The sequence below is a fragment of the Streptomyces sp. NPDC019443 genome (genome assembly GCF_044389785.1).
GTDB lineage: Bacteria > Actinomycetota > Actinomycetes > Streptomycetales > Streptomycetaceae > Streptomyces.
The window spans coordinates 47,595-64,077 of the sequence record NZ_JBIRYJ010000012.1; the positions used below are offsets into that span (position 1 = coordinate 47,595).

Consider the following 16,483-nt stretch of genomic DNA (forward strand, 5'->3'; position numbering starts at 1 on the left):
TGTCTGTGAGGCACGCACATGTTCGACGCCATCGTGGTAGGGGCGCGTTGCGCCGGAGCTCCCACAGCCATGCTGCTCGCCCGCGCGGGGTGCCGGGTACTCATGCTCGACCGGGCGGCATTCCCTTCCGACACCCTCTCCACCCACCTCATCCACCAACCCGGCGTCGCGGCGCTCGCCCGCTGGGGCCTGCTCGAGACCGTACGCGCCTCAGGCTGCCCGCCCCTTGACCGCGCGGTCTACGAAGTGGCCGACATCCGCCTCGAAGGCTGCGCCCGAGGCGTCGAGGGACAGCGCGCCGGATACGCCCCCCGCCGCCATGTCCTGGACACCATCCTGGTGGACGCAGCCGTCGCGGCCGGCGTCGACTTCCGCGACCGGACCTCGGTGACCCGCCTCCTGCGCGACGACACCGGACGCGTCATTGGCGTGGAGGGCAAGCACCGCGGCAGCTCCTTCAGCGAACGAGCCCACCTGGTGATCGGCGCGGACGGAATGCGCTCCACGGTCGCCAGGCTCAGCCGGGCGCGCTACACCGTTCAGGACCCGAAACTGACCTGCGCCTACTACGGGTACTGGGAAGACGTGCCGGCCGCCCTCGAACTGTATGAGAAACCCTCGAGTTGGGTGGCCGCCGTACCGACCAACGGTGACGCGACCCTCGTCCTGGCCTACTTCCCGCAGTCCCGATTCGAGGAAGTCCGCACCGACACGCGCCACGCCTACATGGGGCAGATACGCACCACCGCGCCTGCCCTGTACGAGCGGCTCCAGGGAAAACGCCGCATCGAACGTCTGCGCGGCACAGGTGACCAGCAGAACTTCTTCCGGCAGGCGACCGGCCCCGGCTGGGCCCTGGTGGGCGACGCCGGACACCACAAGGACTCCATCACCGCACGCGGGATCAGCGACGCGTTCCTCCAGGCAGAATCCCTCGCGCGACGTGTGGGCGACCGACTCGGCGGCGACCCGCAGCGGCTCGACCAAGCACTCCTGGACTACGCCGAGGACCGAGACACCTCGCTCGCTCCGGCCTACGAGTCGACGCTGGCGGTGGCGCAACTGGCACAGCACGAGCAGCGACTCTCACTGCTGCGCGCAGTAGAGACGGACCCGGACCTCACGGCGATCTATTTCGACATGGTCGCCGGAATTGAGACTGTCAGCGCCCTTTACACCCCAAAGCTGCTCGCCCTCCTCTGACCAGATCCCTCAGGAGCGTTCGAGGGCTCCGACGACGCACGACGCCCTAGAAGATTCACCCGACCGGAGCATTTTTATGAAGGGTGCGGCATGATCCTGGTACGGTTCCACCGACCGCCGACCTCTGGTGACTGTGTGTCAGGGCGTCGCGTGCGGGGGGAAGTTGGGCATTTCGGACCATCCCTTACTGCCATCATTGTTTCGCTGCCGTACGAGGAATCAGATGCCAGGCACCCGCGACCGGCGGACAAGTCATAGGTCCGCCCCTCGCAGATCTCTCCGATTGTCGTTTGCCCTACCCCTTGTCGTTCCAGCGCTCTTCCTCACCGGACTGTGGAGCTACACGGCGACCGGGCTTGTCGACGAGCAAATCCAGCTGCGTGCCGATGCGGACCGGGTCGTGTCCACGGGCCGGCCTGCCCACAGCGTGCTGGCCCGTCTGCAGGACGAGCGCCGGCTCACCGCTGCCTGGCAGGCCACACGCACCAGCTCCTCTCGCGCCGCCCTGGACGACGCCCGAAGCAGTACCGACGCTGCCGTCGAGGAGTTCCGCCGGCTATCCCCCTCCGGGCTGGACACCACGGCGTTGAAGAGCGGGGCCAAGGAGCTGAACGACTCGCTGGACACGTTGTCCGAGCGTCGCGATGCGATCGACGATCGCACCCTCAGCAGCGCCGACGCCTTCCAGTACTTCACGGACTCCATCGCTGACGGCGCCGGCCTGCTCACCGATGCCACACGGACCGACGACGGGCGCACCGCGCACGCCGTCGCCGCGACGTCCCTGGTGCAGGTCACGGAGATGCTCTCGCGCGAGGATGCGTTGATCTCCGCCGCACTGCCGTCCGGCCGCATGGCCTCCACGCCCCGCGCTCAGTTCAGCCAGTACCTGGCGATCCAGCGAGAAGCCCGCAAAGGCCTGGACGCCCGTGACCTCCTCACAGACGATGCCACCGCCTATGCAAGCATCACCGACAGCCCCCGGTGGACCTCACTGGCATCGATCGAAGACGCTGTGGCGATCAGTGGCGGCACGAAACTGCCCAACCAGGCCACAGCGTGGCCAGACGCCGCCGACACCGTCGTCAACGATCTGCAGAAGCTGAACTCGGACTCTCTCGAGAACCTGGCCGACACCGGCAAGGATCGAGCCGACGGTCTCTTGCTGGGCCTGATCCTGGGCTCCCTCGCCACGCTGGCCGCCCTGGCTGTCGTCGGGGCGCTGGCCCTGCGTGTCTGGCGCTCGGTGATCAGCCGGCTCTCCCAGCTCCAGCAGAAGACCGAGGACCTGGCCGGCACCCGGCTGCCCCAACTCGTCGCCCAACTCGAGCGAGGAGAACAAGTCGACCCGACCGCACTTCCTCCTCGCAGGCACCACGCCACAGACGAGTTGGAACGGCTCGACGCGGCAATCGACCACTTGGCACACGTCGCCGCGGACACGGTCGTCCATCAGTCCCTCGGCCGCGAGGGAACGGAAAAGGTCTTCTCCAAGCTCATCCGCCGCACCCAAACCCTGATCCACCGGCTCATCTCCCTCCTGGACGACCTCGAGCGCAAGCACGAAGACTCGGACCTGCTGAAGGACATCTTCAAGGTCGACCACCTCGCCACCCGCGTGCGGCGCCACTCGGAAAACCTCGTGATCCTCGGCGGATCCCCGCCCACCCGCCGCATGACCGCTCCTGTTTCCATCACTGACGTGATGCGCAGCGCGGTGGCGGAGACCGAGCACTACACCCGGGTCAAGGTGAAGAACCTCCCCCCCGGCCGGCGGGTGTCTCTCGCCGGCCGGGCCGTCGCCGACGTCACCCACCTGCTTGCGGAGCTCATCGAGAACGGCACGAGCTTTTCCCCGCCGGACACCCAGGTGTTCGTCAGCGCGACGAAGGTCGCCAGGGGCCTGGCGCTCCATGTCGAGGACCACGGGCTCGGAATGCCGGAGGACCACCGAGTCGGTGCCAACCAGCTTCTCGCACACCCGCCCGAGCTCGACATGATGACGCTGGGCGCGGACCCGCGCCTCGGGCACTTCGTGGTGGCCCGGCTCGCGGAGCGACACAAGATCAAGGTGGAGCTGCGCGAGTCCGTCTACGGCGGGACCCTCGCCATCGTGCTTCTTCCCGCAGCCCTGCTTGAGGAGCACGATTCCCCGCTGCTGGAGCAGCTCAAATCAGCAGCCTCAGCAGGCTCGGCGGCGGCGGGCGCACTGGGCGGCACTGCGGACGCCACCGTGCAGGCTCAACTCCAAGACCACCACGGGTATCCCGAGTATGGAGGTGCAGGTCTGTTGCCGGCCGCATCAGCTCACCCGGGAGCGCAGGCTCCAGCGCCGCCGGAGTGGACGCCTCCCCAAGGCCATCCCGACCCCGAGGTCCGGCATCCCGAACCCGCCATGTATGAGGACGCACAGGATGCATCCCCACCACTGGTGACCCCTCGTGTCCTTCCACAAAGGACACGAGGAGCGAGCCTCGCGCAGCAGTTGCGCAAGGAGGCGGCGCATGCGCAATCCCAGCAGGATGACGAGGGCGAGACGGGCGCTATCTCCCCCGGTGAGTCAGCACGCACCATGATGGCCATCCAACAGGGGATGAAGCGGGCCCAGATCGCTGAGGCCGACGAGTCGGCCGGTGTGGACAGTCAGGCGGAGTCGCGTGGCCCCAGCGCCAACTAGCCGCAGCGCCAACTAACTGTGAGGGAACATTCAGTAATGACTGAGCAGGTACACGCCGCTCCCCAGCTGGACTGGCTCCTGGACAGCCTCGTGGACCAGATTCCAGAGATTCGCTGCGCCATCGTGCTGTCCGGGGACGGCCTCCTTATCGGCAAATCGAAGGGCCTCGGCCGGGACGACGCCGAGCACCTGTCCGCGGTCGGATCGGGGATGCACAGCCTCGCCCGTGGCGCTGCCCGCCACTTCCATGGTGGAGAGGTTCAGCAGACGGTCATCCAGATGGAGAAAGCATTCCTCTTTGTCACCGCCGCCGGCAGGGGAGCACGCCTTGCCGCGATCGCCTCCGAGGAAGTGGATGTCGGGATGATGGCCTTCGAGATGGGCACGCTCGTCAAACAGGTAGGCAAGTACCTCAGCGCCGCGCCCCGCGTGCAGGCCTCCCCCCACGGTTATATTCAGGATGCCTGACCCGCGATGGTTCGACGATGAAGGGGCCGGACGTCACGTCCGGCCATACGCCATTACCGGCGGACGTACCCGCCACAGTCAGCACACTTTCACGCTGATCACGCTGGTTGTCACACGGTCCCTTCATGAGGTCAACCAGGAACCCTTGGAGCCGGAGTCGGCCGAAATCCTGCATTTCTGCCGGGATCGCGCGGTGGCAGTCGCTGAGATAGCTGCCCACCTGGATCTTCCGGTGAGCGTGGTGAAAGTTCTCTGCGGGGACTTACTGAACGACTCGATGATTTTGGTCCAGGCGCCGCCTGCGGAGGCGGACAAACCGAGCGTGGAACTCATCGAAAGGGTGATGGATGGTATCCGTCAGCTCTGAGCCGATCATGCCGACAGCAGTGAAGATCCTGATTGCGGGCGGCTTCGGCGTGGGCAAGACCACCATGGTGGGCTCAGTGAGTGAGGTGCCCCCACTGGAGACCGAGGAGCGCATCACAGAGGCGAGCCTGGGGATCGACGATCTGGCGGGTGTGGAAGGCAAGTATTCGACCACCGTCGCCATGGACTTCGGCCGGATCACCATCGCCCCGGAGCTGGTGCTCTACCTGTTCGGAACCCCCGGCCAGGATCGCTTCTGGTTCATGTGGGACGACTTGGCTCTCGGCGCCCTGGGAGCCGTGGTACTCGCTGATACCCGACGTCTGGATTCCTCCTTCGCCTCAGTGGATTTCTTCGAGGAGCGTGGAATCCCCTTCGCCGTGGGCGTCAATTGCTTCGACGGCAGACGGGAATGCACGAGCCAGCAGGTGCGGCAGGCACTGGCCCTCGAACCCACCACACCCGTCATCCTGTGTGACGTCCGCGATCGCAGCTCCAGTAAGACGGTGCTCCTTGCCCTGCTGGAAGTGGCGAGAGCGCAGGCATCCGCTCGCCTGACGCCTGTGCCGGCCGCTGACCGGGCGGCATGGAGGCCGGCGTAGGTCTTCAGCATTGCGGCCCGACCGGAGCCCTTACCCTGGACGGGTGAGCGGTAACGACGTGGTTGGCGGAGTAGTGGACGGTTTGAAAACGTACGAGGTGCGCACCTACGGGTGCCAGATGAACGTTCACGATTCCGAGCGGCTGTCGGGCCTGCTGGAGGACGCCGGCTATGTCCGCGCGCCCGAGGGCGCCGACGGTGACGCCGACGTCGTCGTCTTCAACACCTGCGCGGTCCGGGAGAACGCCGACAACAAGCTGTACGGCAATCTCGGCCGGCTCGCGCCGATGAAGACCAAGCGGCCCGGAATGCAGATTGCCGTCGGCGGCTGCCTGGCACAGAAGGACCGCGACACCATCGTCTCCAAGGCGCCGTGGGTCGACGTCGTCTTCGGCACGCACAACATCGGCAAGCTGCCGGTGCTGCTGGAGCGCGCCCGTATCCAGGAAGAGGCGCAGGTCGAGATCGCGGAGTCGCTCGAGGCCTTCCCCTCGACCCTGCCGACCCGCCGTGAGTCCGCGTACGCCGCGTGGGTCTCCATCTCGGTCGGCTGCAACAACACCTGCACCTTCTGCATCGTCCCGGCGCTGCGCGGCAAGGAGAAGGACCGCAGGCCCGGGGACATCCTGGCCGAGGTCGAGGCACTCGTCGCCGAGGGCGTCTCCGAGATCACGCTGCTCGGCCAGAACGTCAACGCGTACGGCTCCGACATCGGCGACCGCGAGGCATTCAGCAAGCTGCTGCGCGCCTGCGGAAGGATCGAGGGCCTGGAGCGGGTCCGCTTCACCTCGCCGCACCCGCGCGACTTCACCGACGACGTGATCGCCGCGATGGCCGAGACGCCGAACGTCATGCCGCAGCTGCACATGCCGCTCCAGTCGGGCTCGGATCCGATCTTGAAGGCGATGCGCCGTTCGTACCGGCAGGAGCGCTTCCTCGGGATCATCGAGAAGGTGCGCGCCGTGATTCCGCACGCCGCCATCTCCACCGACATCATTGTGGGCTTCCCCGGCGAGACCGAGGAGGACTTCGAGCAGACCATGCATGCCGTGCGCGAGGCCCGCTTCGCGAACGCCTTCACCTTCCAGTACTCCAAGCGCCCCGGCACCCCGGCGGCGGAGATGGACGACCAGATCCCCAAGGAGGTCGTCCAGGAGCGCTATATGCGCCTCGTCGCCCTCCAGGAGGAGATCTCCTGGGAGGAGAACAAGAAGCAGGTCGGCCGGACGCTGGAGGTCATGGTCGCCGAGGGCGAGGGCCGCAAGGACGGCGCCACGCACCGGTTGTCGGGGCGCGCCCCGGACAACCGTCTCGTCCACTTCACGAAGCCGGACGAGGACGTGCGCCCGGGCGATGTGGTGACCGTCGAGATCACCTACGCCGCCCCGCACCACCTGCTGGCGGAGGGCGCCGCGAAGTCCGTACGACGCACCCGTGCCGGCGACGCGTGGGAGAAGCGCAACGCCGCCGAGGCCGGGAAGCCGGCCGGAGTGATGCTGGGACTGCCCAGGATCGGTGTGCCGGAGCCGCTGCCGGTGGCCGCGGCACCGGGGTGCGGCTGCGACTGACGGACGGGCGTGGCGGGGGACGCAGGCACTTCACCCGGGCCCGGACCTGAACACGGACGCACGCCTGACCACGCATTAGGCTGGCGATCATGCTTGTCGCCGCCGCCGTGTGCCCCTGCCCGCCGCTGCTCGTGCCCGACGTCGCCGCGGGAGCCGCGCCCGAACTCGACGCGGCGCGGAGCGCGTGCGCCGACGCCCTGGGGGTGCTCGCCGCCGCCCGGCCCGACTCGCTGTTCGTGGTCGGACCCGCCGAGCAGGACGGCCGCGGCCCGCACCTCGCGGGCGCGACCGGGTCCTTCCATGGCTTCGGTGTGGACATCGACGTACGGCTCGGAGTGGGCGCGGACCAGGAGCGGCCGCTGCCGCCGTCCCTGGCAGTCGCCGCCTGGCTGCTCGGCCGCGCGCAGTGGGCGGATGCCCCGGTGGAGGGTCTCGGCGTCGGCGATCACCTCGCCGGTGACCGCTGCCTGGCCGTCGGGCGGGAACTGGGCGCCCGGGCGGAGCGCGTCGCGCTGCTGGTGATGGGCGACGGCAGTGCGTGCCGCACGCTGAAAGCCCCCGGCTATCTGGACGAGCGGGCGGCCGACTTCGACCGGGAGGCCGCCCGGGCACTGGGTGCGGCAGATGTCGATGCGCTCAAGGCGCTGGACGAGTCACTGGCGTACGAACTCAAGGCGGCGGGCCGGGCTCCCTGGCAGGTGCTCGCGGGAGCCGCCGAGGGGGCGGGCCTGGCCGGGCAACTGCTCTACGAGGACGCCCCGTACGGGGTCGGCTACTTCGTGGCCGCCTGGTCGTAGCGGATCCCGGGCCGGCGGCGGATTCCGTAGCGGCGGACCGCGACGGCGGAAGGCCGCGGAACGAGTTGTTCCGCGGCCTTCCGTCGGTGAATGTCAGGAAGCCGGCGGCGTAGTGCCGTCGTCCTTGTGGGCAATGCGGCCCAGGGCCTCCTTGGCCTTGCCGGTGCCAGACTCGATCTTGGTGCTGTACTTGCCCTTGGTCTTTGCGTCGACCGTCTTCGCGGCCCTTTCCAGACCGTGCTCGATCTTGCCCCCGTGCTGCTGCGCGAGGTCAGAGACCTTGCCCTTGGCCGGGGCGAGCTTGGCCTTCAACGTGTCCATGAAGCCCATGGGCCACCTTCCCTCGGGACTATTTGCGGGCGCCCTCGCCGGCTTCGTTGTCCGCCGCCTCCTCGGCCGACTGCTGCTTCGGAATCTCCACGCCTTCGGCGGCTGCGGTCTCGGAGCCCTCGGCCTCCGCGGCTTCGGTGACCTCCTCCGCAGCATCCGTCGACGCCTCGGCCTCGGAACCGCACTCAACCGGGGAGTCGGCCGTCAGAGTACTGGCGGTCGCCTCCTCGGTTGACGCCTCGGCGGTCGTCTTGGACTTACGACGAAACCGTGAAAAAACGCCCATATCTACTCCATAGCCTACTCGTGAGGGCGAAGTTCCGCGTCGCCCCGAGCGTCCCATTGCGCCGCCCGCGGGCACCGGTCGAGAAACCGGCGTTCGGAACCTCGCAACAGGCAACGAACCCGCCCCTGTGTCGTCACCTCGCTCGTTCGGGGACACGTCCGTGGGTTTGCGAGACTGGGACGGTGAGAAGCGCAGCTCCCGCCTCGCGGGTCATCGCAGTTGTCGGTCCCACCGCGGCCGGAAAGTCTGATCTAGGCGTTTTCCTTGCCGGGTGGTTGGGCGGCGAAGTCGTCAACGCCGACTCCATGCAGCTCTACCGAGGGATGGATATTGGCACCGCAAAGCTGACGACCGACGAGCGCGGCGGGATCCCGCACCAGCTCCTCGACATCTGGGACGTCACTGAGACCGCGAGCGTCGCCGAGTACCAGAAGCTGGCCAGAGCGGAGATCGACCGCCTTCTCGCCGAGGGTCGTACGCCCGTCCTCGTCGGCGGCTCCGGGCTGTACGTACGCGGCGCCATCGACGCCCTCGAATTCCCCGGCACCGACCCCGCGATCCGCGCCCGGCTCGAGGAGGAGGTGACGGTGCGCGGCTCCGGTGCCCTGCACGCCCGCCTCGCCGCCGCCGACCCCGAGGCCGGCAAGGTGATCCTGCCCAGCAACGGCCGCCGCATCGTCCGGGCCCTCGAAGTCATCGAGATCACCGGCAAGCCCTTCACCGCCAACCTTCCCGGCCATGACGCCGTCTACGACACGATCCAGATCGGCGTCGACGTGGGCCGCCCCGAGCTCGACGAACGCATCGCGCTGCGCGTGGACCGGATGTGGGAAGCGGGTCTTGTCGATGAAGTGCGCGCACTGGAGGCGCAGGGCCTGCGCGAGGGGCGCACGGCATCGCGTGCGCTCGGCTACCAGCAGGTGCTCACGGCGCTCGCGGGGGAGTGCACCGAACAGGAGGCGCGCGAGGAGACCGTGCGCGCCACCAAGCGCTTCGCGCGCCGCCAGGACTCATGGTTCCGCCGGGACCCGCGCGTGCACTGGCTGAGCGGGGCGGCCGAGCACCGGGGGGAACTTCCGCACCAGGCGCTGGCGTTGGTCGAACGAGCGGTCACAGCCTGATCACGTGATGGCATCGGGACGCTCTGCCAGTCATTTCGGCGCCTTGTAGCGTGCCATCATCGAGCATCGATCGACGTGGAGTCCGAGTTGGGAGGGCGCGTGGCGATGGAGGCCAGCCCTCGCGACACAGAACAGGAAAGACGGGACGCAGCGGTCAGCGCGTCCCGTCTGAGTCCGGACGGGCCTGACGACCAGGACGTGCTCGCGGACGAGGTCGAGGTCGAACTGCGGCCGCAGCGCAGGCTGCGGATCTGGCAGCTCGCCCCCATTGTGGCGCTCGCCGCGGTCGGCTCTCTGATGTTCGCCTTCCCGCTCGCCTTCGGCACCGGCGACGGCGGCGCGGTGGTCGCCATGCTGGGTCTGCTGATCAGCTGCTGCGCCGCGGGCTGGGGTGTGATGGCCGCCCGCCGTGTGGGCCACACCTGGCCGGGACTGCCGCCCCGCGGCTCCGGCGAGCGCGCCGACTGGCGGGTCATCGCCCTGTACGTCGGCGTGGGCGCGGTGCTCGTCGCGTTGGCCGTCTGGCGAGTGGCCCGGCTCCGCTGACTGCGGGTCGATCGGCCCGGCCCCGCTGACTGTGGGCCGAGCGGTCCGGCTCCGCCGGGTGCAAGTTGAGCGGACCGGCCCCGCCGAGTGTCCGAGGGCCCTCGTACGATGGACGGCGTGAGCACCTCGCAGACCTCGCCGATTGCCTTCCTCAAGGGCCACGGGACCGAGAACGATTTCGTGATCGTCCCCGACCCGGACAACACCGTCGACCTGCCCGCCCCCGCCGTCGCCAAGCTCTGCGACCGCCGGGCCGGCATCGGCGGCGACGGTCTGCTGCATGTCGTACGGTCCGCCGAGCACCCCGAGGCGGGCGCCATGGCCGACGAGGCCGAGTGGTTCATGGACTACCGCAACGCAGACGGATCGATCGCCGAGATGTGCGGCAACGGCGTACGTGTCTTCGCCCGCTATCTTCAGCGCGCGGGCCTTGTCGAGGCGGGCGACCTCGCGGTGGCCACCCGCGGCGGCGTCAAGAAGGTGCACCTCGCCAAGGACGGTCACGTCACGGTCTCCATGGGCCGCGCGCTGTTCCCGGAGGAGAGCGTCACGGTCACCGTCGACGGCCGCAGCTGGCCCGCCCTGAACGTGAACATGGGCAATCCCCACGCGGTCGCCTTCGTCGAGGACCTGGACCACGCCGGGAACCTGTTCTCCGTGCCCCCCTTCACCCCGGCGTCCGTCTACCCGGACGGGGTGAACGTCGAGTTCGTCGTCGACCGCGGCGAGCGCCATGTCGCCGTGCGCGTGCATGAGCGCGGTTCCGGCGAGACCCGCTCGTGCGGCACGGGTGCGTGCGCCGTAGCTGTGGCGGCGGCCCGCAGGGACGGTGCGGACCCTTCGGAAACCGGCGCCCCCGTCACGTACACCGTGGATCTGCCGGGCGGGCGTCTGGTGATCACGGAGCGGCCGGACGGCGAGATCGAGATGACCGGCCCCGCCGTGATCGTCGCCGAGGGACACATCGACCCCGCCCTCTTGACCTAGATCACCCCGGTAAGGACCGAAACCGTGATCGCTTAGAGCTTCGCTCGAATGGGTGATCCGTTTCACGCTGAGCGAGAGCTGGACTGCGCCGCGTGGTGGGCTCGGTAGCATCAAGCACCGGCCCGGAGGGCACGCCTGTCCTTCCCACCGCCGGTCGAAGCTGCCGGAGGTGCCCCATGAGTGCAGAGGCCGCCAACCCTGGTGCCCACAGTCGCAGGCGTGGGCGTCCCAGGATCGACCTCCGCAGGCTGGGCCGCGCCGCGCTCCTGGGGCCCGCAGCCCGCGACCGGCTGCCCGACGCGATCGGGCACGTGGCAGAAGCGCACCGGGCACACCACCCGGAGGCAGACCTCGCCATCCTGCACAAGGCGTATGTCCTGGCCGAGTCCTCCCACCGCGGACAGTTCCGCAAGAGCGGCGAGCCCTACATCACGCATCCGCTAGCCGTGACGCTCATCCTCGCCGAACTGGGCGCGGAGACCACGACCTTGACCGCGTCACTCCTTCACGACACCGTCGAGGACACCGAGGTGACGCTCGATCAGGTACGGACGGAGTTCGGCGCCGAGGTCTGCTATCTGGTCGACGGCGTCACCAAGCTGGAGAAGGTCGACTACGGCGCGGCAGCCGAGCCCGAAACCTTCCGCAAGATGCTCGTCGCCACCGGCAACGACGTCCGCGTGATGTCGATCAAACTCGCCGACCGGCTGCACAACATGCGCACCCTCGGCGTGATGCGCCCCGAGAAGCAGGCCCGCATCGCCAGAGTCACCCGCGATGTCCTCATCCCCCTCGCCGAACGGCTCGGCGTCCAGGCGCTCAAGACCGAGCTGGAGGACCTCGTCTTCGCGATCCTCCACCCGGAGGAGTACGAACGCACGCGCGCCCTCATCGCGGACAACGCGACGGCCTGGGACGCCCTCGACGCCATCGCCGAGAAGTTCAGGGCAGTGCTGCGGGACGCCGACATCGCCGCCGAAGTCCTCATCAGGCCACGCCACTTCGTCTCCGTGCACCGCGCGCGGCTCAAGCGCGGCGAGCTGCGCGGCACGGACTTCGGACGGCTGCTCGTGCTGGTCGGCGAGGACGCCGACTGCTATGGCGTGCTGGGCGAGCTGCACACCTGCTTCACGCCGGTGATCTCGGAGTTCAAGGACTTCATCGCCGCCCCCAAGTTCAACCTGTACCAGTCACTGCACACTGCCGTCGCAGGGCCGGACGGCGCGGTCGCCGAAGTCCTCATCCGTACGCACCAGATGCACAAGGTTGCCGAGGCCGGGGTGATCGCCCTCGGCAATCCGTATGTGCCCCCGGAAGGTGCGGCGGGGACCGAGCCGGCCGACGGCGAGCGTGCCGACCCCACCAGGCCCGGCTGGCTCTCCCGCCTCCTGGACTGGCAGCAGTCCACCCCCGACCCCGACACCTTCTGGACCTCCCTGCGCGCGGATCTGGCGCAGGACCGCGAGATCACCGTCTTCCGCGCCGACGGCGGCGCACTCGGTCTGCCGGCCGGTGCGAGCTGTGTGGACGCCGCCTACGCGCAGTACGGCGAGGAGGCGCACGCCTGCATCGGCGCGCGCGTCAACGGCCGTCTGGCGACGCTCAGTACGGTGCTGAGCGACGGCGACACGGTGCACCTGCTGCTTGCGCAGGACGTCCAGGACGCCGCTTCCGGACCGTCGCCCGAGTGGCTCGACCACGCCCGCACACCCGCGGCGCGCATCGCCATCACCACCTGGCTCGCAGCGCATCCGGAGGGCACGAACGTCGCGGCGGCCGCCCCCCGCAGACCCGCGCCGGTCACCGCCGACCGGCGCGCCGCCCCGAACGCCGTCGTCGATCTGCCGGACGCGACCGTACGTCTCGCCGGTTGCTGTACGCCGGTGCCGCCCGACGCCGTCACCGGCTTCGCGGTACGCGGCGGCACCGTGACGGTCCACCGCGAGGAGTGCCCCGCTGTGGCCCGTATGAAGGCCCTCGACCGCGAGCCCATCCCAGTGCGTTGGGGCGACGCCGCAGAGTGCCGCGTCACCCTCATCGCCGAGTCCTTCGGCCGCCCGCGGTTGCTCGCCGACCTCACCGAGGCCATCGCCACCGAGGGCGCGGCGATCGTGTCGGCAACCGTCGAGCCGCCGAGCGAGCAGCGCGTACGGCACACGTACACCCTTCAACTCCCTGACGCAGCAGGTCTTTCCGCCTTGATGCGCGCCATGCGCGATGTGCCCGGGGTGTACGACGTGAGCCGCGCCCAGCATCCGGCGGCCACCGCCTGACCTCATTCGGGTGGGCACGGCGCGCGCCGTCACGGTCATCGCCGGGCGCGCTGATAGCCGTAGGACATGCTGCTCACCTCTCGGCGCCTGCGTGCCGCCCTGCTGGCCACCGCCTCGGCCACCCTCGTCGCCGCGACCCTGCCACCGCCCGCACCGCTCGGCATCGGCGACTCCCTCTTCCCGCACCTGGGTAATCCCGGCTACGACGTCCTCGCGTACGACATCGCCTTCACCTATCGCGGCAGCAACACCCAGCCGATGGACGCCGTCACCAGGATCGACGCCAGGGCGGCGCAGCGGCTGGAGCGCATCAACCTCGACTTCTCGCACGGCACCGTCCGCACGGTCGAGGTGAACGGCCGTCCCGCCGAGTTCATGACCGTCGGCGAGGATCTGGTCGTGGAGCCGGTCGCCGCCGTCGAGCAGGACTCGCGGATGCATATCACGGTCACCCACACCAGCGACCCGACCGGCCCGGCGGGCGAGGGTGGCTGGGTGCGCACCGGCGACGGGCTGGCGATGGCGAACCAGGCCGACGCCGCGCACCGGGTTTTCCCCTGCAACGACCATCCCGCCGACAAGGCGTACTTCACCTTCCGTATCACCGCTCCCAAGCAGCTCACGGCGGTGGCCAACGGTGTGCGGACGGTTAAGTTCTGGACGGGTACCAACACGACATGGGCGTACCAGACGAAGCACCCCATGGCCACCGAGCTCGCGCAGGTGTCGATCGGCCGCTCGGCCGTCCTCCAGCGCCAGGGGCCGGGCGGACTGGTCGTACGCGATGTGGTGCCGGCCGCGGATCGCGAGAAGCTGGAGCCCTGGCTGAAGAAGACACCCGGGCACCTGGCGTGGATGGAGAAGAACGTCGGCCGCTACCCCTTCGAGACGTACGGACTGCTGATCGCCGACGCCGCCACGGGATTTGAGCTGGAGACGCAGACGCTTTCGCTGTTCGAGCGCTCCCTCTTCACCGGCGGCAAATATGCCGAGTGGTACGTCGACTCGGTGATGGTGCACGAGCTGGCCCACCAGTGGTTCGGCAACAGCGTGTCGCCCCGCACCTGGTCCGATCTGTGGCTGAACGAAGGGCATGCCACCTGGTACGAGGCGACGTACGCCGAGGAGAAGGCGCACATGCCGCTGGAGACGCGGATGCGCGAGGCGTACATGATGTCCGACCAGTGGCGGGCGGACGCCGGGCCGCCCGCGGCGCCCAAGCCGCCTACGCCGGGGCAGAAGATCAGCCTCTTCCGGCCCGTGGTGTACGACGGCAGCGCGCTGGTTCTGTACGCGCTGCGGCAGACCATCGGAAAGGGCGCCTTCGCGAACCTTGAGCGGGCCTGGGTGAGGGAGCACCGGGACGGGACGGCGACGACCGCCGACTTCACCGCTCTGGCCTCGCGGATCGCGGGGCGTGACCTGTCGGCGTTCTTCGCGGAGTGGCTGTACGCGGACCGGACGCCGCGGATGCCCGGGCACCCGGACTGGCGGAGCACCGCTCCCACGGCCCCCCAGGCCCGCTGAAGGCCCGGCGCGGCCCGCTGAAACTGGGGTGACGGCCCTGGCAGGACCGTGCGACCATCAACGGGTCGGCGACGCTGCCGGGGCCGGATCCCCTTCGGGGAATCATCCGGGGCCGTTACGCGTTGTGACTGACGTACCGGGCTTCTTCTCCGGAACTTTTCGGTAGTTTTCAGCAGTTTTCCAATCGACGTAAGGATCCAATGACCTCCTCTTCATCCCCTTCCCAGGACGAGCAGAGCTTCGCGGAGACGCGCACCGAGAGCCTTCGGGCTGATGCCCTGATGGAAGAGGACGTCGCCTGGAGCCACGAGATCGACGGAGAGCGGGACGGCGATCAGTTCGACCGCTCCGAGCGGGCCGCGCTGCGGCGTGTGGCGGGCCTCTCCACCGAGCTCGAGGACGTCACCGAGGTCGAGTACCGGCAGCTGCGCCTCGAGCGTGTGGTGCTGGTCGGCGTATGGACCACGGGGACGGTGCAGGACGCGGAGAATTCCATCGCGGAGCTTGCGGCGCTCGCGGAGACGGCCGGCGCACTGGTGCTCGACGGCGTCATCCAGCGCCGTGACAAGCCGGACCCGGCCACGTACATCGGCTCGGGCAAGGCGCAGGAGCTGCGCGACATCGTGCTCGAGACCGGAGCCGACACCGTCGTCTGCGACGGTGAGCTCAGCCCCGGCCAGCTGATCCACCTCGAAGACGTCGTCAAGGTCAAGGTGGTGGACCGCACCGCCCTGATCCTCGACATCTTCGCCCAGCACGCCAAGTCCCGAGAGGGTAAGGCGCAGGTCGCGCTGGCGCAGATGCAGTACATGCTGCCCAGGCTGCGCGGCTGGGGTCAGTCGCTGTCCCGTCAGATGGGCGGCGGCAGCGGTGGCGGCATGGCCACCCGTGGTCCCGGTGAGACCAAGATCGAGACGGACCGGCGTCGGATCCGCGAGAAGATGGCGAAGATGCGCCGGGAGATCGCGGATATGAAGACGGGCCGCGAGATCAAGCGCCAGGAGCGCCGGCGCAACAAGGTGCCCTCGGTCGCGATCGCCGGTTACACCAACGCAGGAAAGTCGTCGCTGCTCAACCGCCTCACGGGTGCCGGCGTCCTGGTGGAGAACGCGCTGTTCGCCACCCTGGACCCGACCGTCCGCCGGGCCGAGACGCCGAGCGGCAGGCTCTACACCCTCGCCGACACCGTCGGGTTCGTACGGCATCTGCCGCACCACCTCGTCGAGGCGTTCCGCTCCACCATGGAGGAGGTCGGGGACTCCGATCTGATCCTCCATGTCGTGGACGGATCGCACCCGGCGCCGGAGGAGCAGCTGGCCGCTGTGCGCGAGGTGATCCGCGATGTGGGCGCGCTGGACGTGCCCGAGATCGTGGTGATCAACAAGGCGGACGCGGCCGATCCGCTCGTAATGCAGCGGCTGCTGCGCATCGAGCGGCACGCGATCGCGGTATCGGCGCGGACCGGCAGGGGCATCGACGAGCTGCTCGCGCTGATCGACGTCGAACTGCCGCGGCCCGAGGTCGAGATCGAGGTCCTCTTGCCGTACACCCAGGGCGGGCTGGTCTCGCGGGTGCATGCCGAGGGCGAGGTTCTCTCCGAGGAGCACACCACCGAGGGCACGCTGCTCAAGGCGCGGGTGCACGAGGAGCTGGCCGCGGCGCTGGCGCCGTATGTACCGGCGACTCGCTGACAGCGCGCCGATCCGGCTCAACTGATCAAAGCGGAAGGCCCG

The 16,483-nt window shown here is 69.0% G+C and carries 15 protein-coding genes; 13 read left to right on the forward strand and 2 right to left on the reverse strand.

The features are described 5' to 3' along the window. Positions 1 to 18: 18 nt before the first annotated feature. From ACH492_RS29665 to ACH492_RS29695, 7 genes are all read left to right on the forward strand, one after another. Positions 19 to 1,203 carry an NAD(P)/FAD-dependent oxidoreductase gene (locus ACH492_RS29665; protein ID WP_398990910.1) on the forward strand — a complete coding sequence of 395 codons (1,185 nt, stop codon included), beginning with the start codon at positions 19 to 21 and terminating at the stop codon, positions 1,201 to 1,203. Between the two features lie 283 nt (positions 1,204 to 1,486). Then, positions 1,487 to 3,880: a nitrate- and nitrite sensing domain-containing protein gene (locus ACH492_RS29670; protein ID WP_398990912.1), complete on the forward strand. Its 2,394-nt coding sequence runs from the start codon at positions 1,487 to 1,489 to the stop codon at positions 3,878 to 3,880. Positions 3,881 to 3,916: 36 nt separating this feature from the next. Continuing rightward, complete coding sequence (locus ACH492_RS29675; RefSeq protein WP_307660712.1) at positions 3,917 to 4,348, forward strand: roadblock/LC7 domain-containing protein; 432 nt, start codon at positions 3,917 to 3,919, stop codon at positions 4,346 to 4,348. Continuing rightward, positions 4,341 to 4,715, forward strand: coding sequence for a DUF742 domain-containing protein (locus tag ACH492_RS29680; RefSeq protein ID WP_398990914.1), 375 nt, complete (start codon positions 4,341 to 4,343; stop codon positions 4,713 to 4,715). Before ACH492_RS29675 ends, ACH492_RS29680 begins: the two co-directional genes overlap by 8 nt. Next, positions 4,696 to 5,316 carry an ATP/GTP-binding protein gene (locus tag ACH492_RS29685; protein ID WP_307660710.1) on the forward strand — a complete coding sequence of 207 codons (621 nt, stop codon included), beginning with the start codon at positions 4,696 to 4,698 and terminating at the stop codon, positions 5,314 to 5,316. Before ACH492_RS29680 ends, ACH492_RS29685 begins: the two co-directional genes overlap by 20 nt. Positions 5,317 to 5,389: 73 nt before the next feature. Continuing rightward, positions 5,390 to 6,883 (forward strand): tRNA (N6-isopentenyl adenosine(37)-C2)-methylthiotransferase MiaB, encoded by a 1,494-nt coding sequence (gene miaB, locus ACH492_RS29690; RefSeq protein ID WP_398991088.1) that lies wholly within the window; start codon positions 5,390 to 5,392, stop codon positions 6,881 to 6,883. 89 nt (positions 6,884 to 6,972) lie between these two features. After that, the gene (locus ACH492_RS29695; protein WP_398990917.1) at positions 6,973 to 7,680 is read left to right on the forward strand and encodes a class III extradiol dioxygenase subunit B-like domain-containing protein; all 708 of its coding nucleotides are present in this window, start codon (positions 6,973 to 6,975) and stop codon (positions 7,678 to 7,680) included. A gap of 93 nt (positions 7,681 to 7,773) precedes the next feature. On the opposite strand, the gene ACH492_RS29700 is transcribed toward ACH492_RS29695, so the two are convergent. Both ACH492_RS29700 and ACH492_RS29705 read right to left on the reverse strand, forming a co-directional pair. Then, positions 7,774 to 8,010: an antitoxin gene (locus ACH492_RS29700; protein ID WP_398990919.1), complete on the reverse strand. Its 237-nt coding sequence runs from the start codon at positions 8,008 to 8,010 to the stop codon at positions 7,774 to 7,776. Between the two features lie 19 nt (positions 8,011 to 8,029). Next, on the reverse strand, positions 8,030 to 8,296 hold the full coding sequence (locus tag ACH492_RS29705) for a hypothetical protein (RefSeq protein ID WP_398990921.1): 267 nt from the start codon (positions 8,294 to 8,296) through the stop codon (positions 8,030 to 8,032). Positions 8,297 to 8,478: 182 nt separating this feature from the next. Between ACH492_RS29705 and miaA the strand changes: the two genes are divergently transcribed. The 6 genes from miaA to hflX all read left to right on the forward strand — a co-directional run bounded on the left by miaA (position 8,479) and on the right by hflX (position 16,441). Further along, positions 8,479 to 9,417: a tRNA (adenosine(37)-N6)-dimethylallyltransferase MiaA gene (miaA, locus tag ACH492_RS29710; RefSeq protein WP_398990923.1), complete on the forward strand. Its 939-nt coding sequence runs from the start codon at positions 8,479 to 8,481 to the stop codon at positions 9,415 to 9,417. Between the two features lie 105 nt (positions 9,418 to 9,522). After that, positions 9,523 to 9,963 carry a hypothetical protein gene (locus ACH492_RS29715; RefSeq protein ID WP_398991090.1) on the forward strand — a complete coding sequence of 147 codons (441 nt, stop codon included), beginning with the start codon at positions 9,523 to 9,525 and terminating at the stop codon, positions 9,961 to 9,963. Between the two features lie 108 nt (positions 9,964 to 10,071). Continuing rightward, positions 10,072 to 10,950 carry a diaminopimelate epimerase gene (gene dapF, locus ACH492_RS29720; protein ID WP_398990925.1) on the forward strand — a complete coding sequence of 293 codons (879 nt, stop codon included), beginning with the start codon at positions 10,072 to 10,074 and terminating at the stop codon, positions 10,948 to 10,950. A gap of 176 nt (positions 10,951 to 11,126) precedes the next feature. Continuing rightward, positions 11,127 to 13,223 carry a RelA/SpoT family protein gene (locus ACH492_RS29725; protein ID WP_398990927.1) on the forward strand — a complete coding sequence of 699 codons (2,097 nt, stop codon included), beginning with the start codon at positions 11,127 to 11,129 and terminating at the stop codon, positions 13,221 to 13,223. A gap of 66 nt (positions 13,224 to 13,289) precedes the next feature. Then, positions 13,290 to 14,750 (forward strand): M1 family metallopeptidase, encoded by a 1,461-nt coding sequence (locus tag ACH492_RS29730; RefSeq protein WP_398990928.1) that lies wholly within the window; start codon positions 13,290 to 13,292, stop codon positions 14,748 to 14,750. 200 nt (positions 14,751 to 14,950) lie between these two features. Beyond that, entirely contained in the window at positions 14,951 to 16,441 is a 1,491-nt protein-coding gene (gene hflX, locus ACH492_RS29735) for a GTPase HflX (RefSeq protein ID WP_398990930.1), read from the forward strand. Positions 16,442 to 16,483 lie beyond the last annotated feature (42 nt).

Coding starts and splice junctions, on each gene's coding strand:
- ACH492_RS29730 (WP_398990928.1), top strand. CDS start 13,290: ATGCTGCTCACCTCTCGGCGCCTGCGTGCCGCCCTGCTGGCCACCGCC.
- hflX (WP_398990930.1), top strand. CDS start 14,951: ATGACCTCCTCTTCATCCCCTTCCCAGGACGAGCAGAGCTTCGCGGAG.
- ACH492_RS29725 (WP_398990927.1), top strand. CDS start 11,127: ATGAGTGCAGAGGCCGCCAACCCTGGTGCCCACAGTCGCAGGCGTGGG.
- ACH492_RS29675 (WP_307660712.1), top strand. CDS start 3,917: ATGACTGAGCAGGTACACGCCGCTCCCCAGCTGGACTGGCTCCTGGAC.
- ACH492_RS29715 (WP_398991090.1), top strand. CDS start 9,523: ATGGAGGCCAGCCCTCGCGACACAGAACAGGAAAGACGGGACGCAGCG.
- ACH492_RS29685 (WP_307660710.1), top strand. CDS start 4,696: ATGGTATCCGTCAGCTCTGAGCCGATCATGCCGACAGCAGTGAAGATC.
- ACH492_RS29665 (WP_398990910.1), top strand. CDS start 19: ATGTTCGACGCCATCGTGGTAGGGGCGCGTTGCGCCGGAGCTCCCACA.
- ACH492_RS29705 (WP_398990921.1), bottom strand. CDS start 8,296: ATGGGCGTTTTTTCACGGTTTCGTCGTAAGTCCAAGACGACCGCCGAG.
- dapF (WP_398990925.1), top strand. CDS start 10,072: ATGGACGGCGTGAGCACCTCGCAGACCTCGCCGATTGCCTTCCTCAAG.
- ACH492_RS29695 (WP_398990917.1), top strand. CDS start 6,973: ATGCTTGTCGCCGCCGCCGTGTGCCCCTGCCCGCCGCTGCTCGTGCCC.
- ACH492_RS29700 (WP_398990919.1), bottom strand. CDS start 8,010: ATGGGCTTCATGGACACGTTGAAGGCCAAGCTCGCCCCGGCCAAGGGC.
- ACH492_RS29680 (WP_398990914.1), top strand. CDS start 4,341: ATGCCTGACCCGCGATGGTTCGACGATGAAGGGGCCGGACGTCACGTC.